The sequence below is a fragment of the Aeromonas sp. QDB25 genome, from assembly GCF_027707725.1.
Classification (GTDB): domain Bacteria; phylum Pseudomonadota; class Gammaproteobacteria; order Enterobacterales; family Aeromonadaceae; genus Aeromonas; species Aeromonas caviae.
The window spans coordinates 1-3,747 of the sequence record NZ_JAPCIZ010000148.1; the positions used below are offsets into that span (position 1 = coordinate 1).

3 protein-coding genes are annotated in these 3,747 nt (G+C 55.6%); all 3 read right to left on the reverse strand.

The genetic code is table 11. The features are described 5' to 3' along the window. Positions 1-314: 314 nt before the first annotated feature. The 3 genes from PG883_RS22755 to PG883_RS22765 are packed head-to-tail and all read right to left on the reverse strand — an operon-like array spanning position 315 to position 3,547. Complete coding sequence (locus tag PG883_RS22755) at positions 315-776, reverse strand: hypothetical protein (RefSeq protein ID WP_270808317.1); 462 nt, start codon at positions 774-776, stop codon at positions 315-317. Beyond that, entirely contained in the window at positions 769-3,231 is a 2,463-nt protein-coding gene (locus PG883_RS22760; RefSeq protein ID WP_270808319.1) for a hypothetical protein, read from the reverse strand. The genes PG883_RS22755 and PG883_RS22760 overlap by 8 nt, the downstream gene beginning before the upstream one ends. Next, positions 3,215-3,547, reverse strand: coding sequence for a hypothetical protein (locus PG883_RS22765; RefSeq protein WP_270808321.1), 333 nt, complete (start codon positions 3,545-3,547; stop codon positions 3,215-3,217). The genes PG883_RS22760 and PG883_RS22765 overlap by 17 nt, the downstream gene beginning before the upstream one ends. Positions 3,548-3,747 lie beyond the last annotated feature (200 nt).

Genomic DNA, 3,747 nt, shown 5'->3' on the forward strand with positions numbered 1-3,747 from the left:
CATCGTTCAGATCGTTTGCAATAGACATAAAAAATCCGGAACCAGTGATTGGTTCCGGATTGTCCTACAGCAGAAGGATCGGTCAATGGATCCTTAACTGATCAGCATTGCTTACAGAAGGGGCCTTTTGTAAAAACTCGAATCAACACTTGGGCACGCAGCCCCAAACCCCGCACTCGCGGTGAGGTAGCCGGGAGTGTTGGGTCGCTACGGTCAGTCACGGGCTTTCGCGGCATAAACGGTTTCTCTCCCACGGCATAAAACCGCCGGGGGGACCCTCCCATTTATTTCACGTTTCCTTGACATCCCTTCGCTCATTTATTCGCCTCGTAAAATGCATCAAGCAACTTGCGCAGGTCGATTTCCCTGCTTGTGGTATTCAGAAAGGCATCCAATTTATCGACCTGCTGCGCTCTGACCGTTTCCAGTTCTTCCCGAAGCGCCAGGTTTTTTGCTTCCAATTCACCGATCTTCTTCTGAAGGACAGAACGCGCCGCCGTCTTGTATTTCGGCGCGGTGTCGTTGTGCATCCGGCGTTGGATATTCTTGGCTTCGCTGAACGCCTCGGCAATGAGCTTGCGTCCATTCCATTCCTTCTGGCTAAGCATCTGCCGGTTGAACGCATGACCAAATTTTTTCTTCGAGTGTGTCATGACGTTTTCCCAGGTGACAGGTATCTGGGAATCCGGGAATAGTGAGACCATCCTGGCTATCTTCCGCGCCAACTGCTCGGTCAAGATTTCTTTGCGCCCCAGCTTGCTGGCAGGCTCACTCATCTGTGGTGTCCTCGCTATCATCACGTTCGTCGTAATCGTCATCGGGCGCGATCAGGGATCGCTCATCCTTCAGGCCCAGTGTCGTCGGGGCAAACTGCGGGTACTGCTCGATCATGGCAAGCCGCTCCTGCTCGATCCGTTCATGGCCCCCGTAGGCATCCAGCGCCCGCTCCACACCGGGAGCGGCATGATGTGTCGGGTTGTGGTACTTCATCAAGGCACCATTGGTAATCGTCGGACTGTCCAACCTATCAACATAGCCCGTTGCCACAAAGGCTTCGTGGAGCATGTTCTTGATCACAGTGTCCTTGATCAGGTGTTTAATGTCGTGGAAGCGCGCGATCAACTCGTCCGTCATTTGCGCTGGGGTCAGCCCGCGTTCGACCAAGTGATAAAGGTGCTGGGTTAGGGTTTCCTGATCGTCCGCAATTTCGCGGCCATGAATGATCACCATCTGTTCCACGATGTTCAGAATGGCGGCATGCAACTCGCCTTCGCGTGCTCTCGTCCGGTCATTGGTCGGTATGTGACCTTTGACCAGATGATTGTTGTTGCAGGGTAGGCATGAGGTATAGGCGCGGCAGGGTTTTTCATGGTGTTGATGCGCGCAGAAGCCATACCAGGTAGGGTAAATGATGATGATCTGTTCACCCGTCCTGGCGATGGGCCGGTCTACGGTGGCAGTCGATATGGCGTCCATGGTCGTCCCGCTAATCCCGGAGTCGTGGACGGTCACAATATCAATCTTGGGCCCATGCTCGTCTTCCAGCTTGCGGCAGGACGTCAGCCCGTTCGAGAGTTCGGTCAGCTCCACAGGTTCGGGCATGGTGCTCGCCGCTGCCTTGGTTTCCGCTGAGCGGAAGTCGTAGTGCCAGAGTTGCGCAACGCTGAGCCGGTTGGCCCACTTGTTGATGAGCACGTTGGAGAGCTTTTCGCCGTAGGTCAGGGCCATGGTTGTCAGCCAGCGGCGCGGGTCATGGGTGTTGATTGCCGCGATCTGCGTGACCCCGTTGACTGGCATCATGATCTTAAGTTTTTCGAAGAGGGTGGGTGCCTGCTTTTTGCTCTGTCGTACTGATACCGATTGCTTCAATCGGTGCAGGATGAAGCCGTATTTGGCGGCGCCGGGAAGGTAGGGAGATGTGCCATGATCGAATAGAAACAGCATCTTCGCCAGCTCGCCCTTGTAGTGGTTATCCATCGATACGATGCGGCAACTCTCCAACGCAGTGCGGACGTTGGCCAGCAGGAGCGGCTCGATGTCATCCCAGCGGGCGACGTCGACTTCTGCATGTTTGGCCGATCTTCCGTTTTTATTGATGGGATTCGGATTCGGTACTTTGAAGCGCTTAGTGCCGAGTTTGGTCATCATTTGCTTAGCCACTCGGCGTGGCGAATCGTTATCTTGATCCGACAGGGTCATGATGTTTGCGAGCGAGCGTGCCGTGAGGTTCGCGCCGCGCAGATGCTCCAGTTCGGGAGGCAGGTAGAGTCGGTCGGGGTGCTGCTGGTACCACTGGACGAGCATTCGGGAGCGTTCGCCATGCGCCAGGATGATCTTCTGGCCATAGTGGAAGAAGTCGATCATGAAGTTGAGCACGGGCTTGGCGCTCCACTGCGCTCCCTTGCTGCCCTTCATGGTGATAAGCAGCATCTGGTGCGCCGCGTGTACTTTGTCGCTTTCCTTGTCCGGCGCACGCCGCGCGTAGTCGTCGATGCTCACATGATCGTCAACGCTCTGGCAAAGAATTTCATTAATGCGGGAGGGGGCACACATCAACAGCCCCATCATCGCGATAGCGACCCGATCCCCGGCGGACAGGCGCGCGTCGTTGGCTAACAGGGCATTGAACGCCTCATTGAGCGCCTCGATCCTTCGGCCGAGCGCTGAGACCTTGGCCTGCCGTGTTTGCGTCAGGTTGGATCTTCGCAGCGCCAACAGCTCGGTGTGGGTTTCCGACTTTAAGCGGTATCGTAGGCGCGGCAAAATGCCTTTGGCTGCGAACGTGTCCAAGGTTTGGCCGAGTTGTTTAAGCGCTACCAATGTTCTTTGGGCAGAACCCGGATTGCTGCGGGCGCGCTGGAGTAGAGTTGCTTCGATGGCTCGCAGGGCGGCGTGATCGAGGTCAAACAGGCTGTCTGCAGGGGCAAACCGAAGCAAGCGTAACCTAAACGCGTACTGTCTGCTGTTACTGACCTTCTCCCCGAGTATTGTCTCCGCAACATGGCAACGGAAAGCCTCGGCAAAGCTTGGGTGCTTGTCGGCAAAGTCGACCAGAACCGAGCTGAAGGTAAGGTTGGGCGAGTCCGTGAGGGTGACTCCTTTCAGGATCCAGCGGTTGGCATCATACGAGATCGTGGGATATCGCTGCGCCATGCGCTGTCGGCAATCGGCTTGCCATTTCTTGAGAGCCAGTTCGTATTTGAATCGGTCGAGGTCAACGGGTCGGTTCATGGCCGGGATCCTGTTGGGCGAGGGCATGTTGATACTGGTTGGCCTCCGACACGACCAGCATGATGTAGTGTTTGGCCGCCTTGAACTGGTTGGTAAGCTCCCGAAAGGGCAGGCCGCCACCTTCGTATTTGATGATCTCGGACTCTGCAAAACGAAGGTTGATGCTGTGGTCGGCATCGAAGCAGGGCGTGAAGCGGATGCAGGAGTAACAGGCAAGCGGTGCGTACTGGCAGGCGTTTGTCTTGCCGCACTCGCCGGTGAGTTCACGGCGGCCAGTCGCCAGTTCAATGCTGTTGATGGCCTTTTCCGGGGCCATCGGATCGCTCTTCGAGCGAAATGCTGAGGGAAGGTGCGAATAAGCGGGGAAATTCTTCTCGGCTGACTCAGTCATTTCATTTCTTCATGTTTGAGCCGATTTTTTACTCCCGTAAATGCCTTGAATCAGCCTATTTAGACCGTTTCTTCGCCATTTAAGGCGTTATTCCCAGTTTTTAGTGAGATCTCTCCCACTGACGT